We start from the raw sequence: 720 nt of genomic DNA, 5'->3' as shown, positions 1-720 counted from the left end.
CCGCAGCCAACGATGGCAGTATCTGCTCGCCGATGGCCCGCTCGCCTTCCCTCGCCGTACCATCCGTGCCGCCAGCCGTGGTGCTCGCCCCCCAGGTCGGCAGATATCCCGGTGACCAAGTAAAGACCGGAGAGAAATACTACAGACTGTTAGGTAGCCCTGTCGACCATCGAGCCTGCCGCCGGCGCAGCCGATCGCCCTGGTCCTCCCGGCTCAGGGATGCGAGCAGCGATGCAGCGTCGCGCGCCGTCTCGGCCGCGGTGGTGGCGGACAGGAGCCGATCGGCGAATCCCAGCGCGTTTAGGTCGGTCGGCCGTAGCCCGGAGACGTTTGCGGCCCGCTCGACCGGTACCCGCAGCGTGACGGCGGTGCCCTCCGGGGAGAGCGCGGTGAAGTAACTGTCCGGGGTCATGGCCACGATGTCGGTGACCGCCGCGGCGAGAGCCCCGCCGGAGCCGCCCTCACCCAACACGATCGACAGCGTCGGCGAGGGGCAGGCCAACACCGCGGCCATCGCGTCCCCGATCGCCGCCGCGATGCCCGCGGCCTCGGCGTCCGCGTCGTTCGCCGCGCCGGGCGTGTCGACCAGGGTCACGAGACCAATCCCCAGCTTCCCCGCGAGCCGGGCGGCGCGGACCAACAACCGGTACCCGGCCGGCCCCGGGGCGTCGCCGCGACGGGCCCCGACAGCTACAACCACCGCACGCATCGGCCCTCCCC

The 720-nt window shown here is 72.1% G+C and carries 1 protein-coding gene; it reads right to left on the bottom strand.

The features are described from left to right. Positions 1–139: 139 nt before the first annotated feature. The coding region (locus tag ACY5KJ_RS00005) for a carboxyl transferase domain-containing protein (RefSeq protein WP_462202409.1) at positions 140–720 on the bottom strand (581 nt) is incomplete at its 5' end.

This window comes from Frankia sp. CcWB3, from assembly GCF_977927595.1.
Note: the sequence above shows the minus strand (reverse complement) of the source record. Positions and strands in the feature narration are given on the sequence as shown.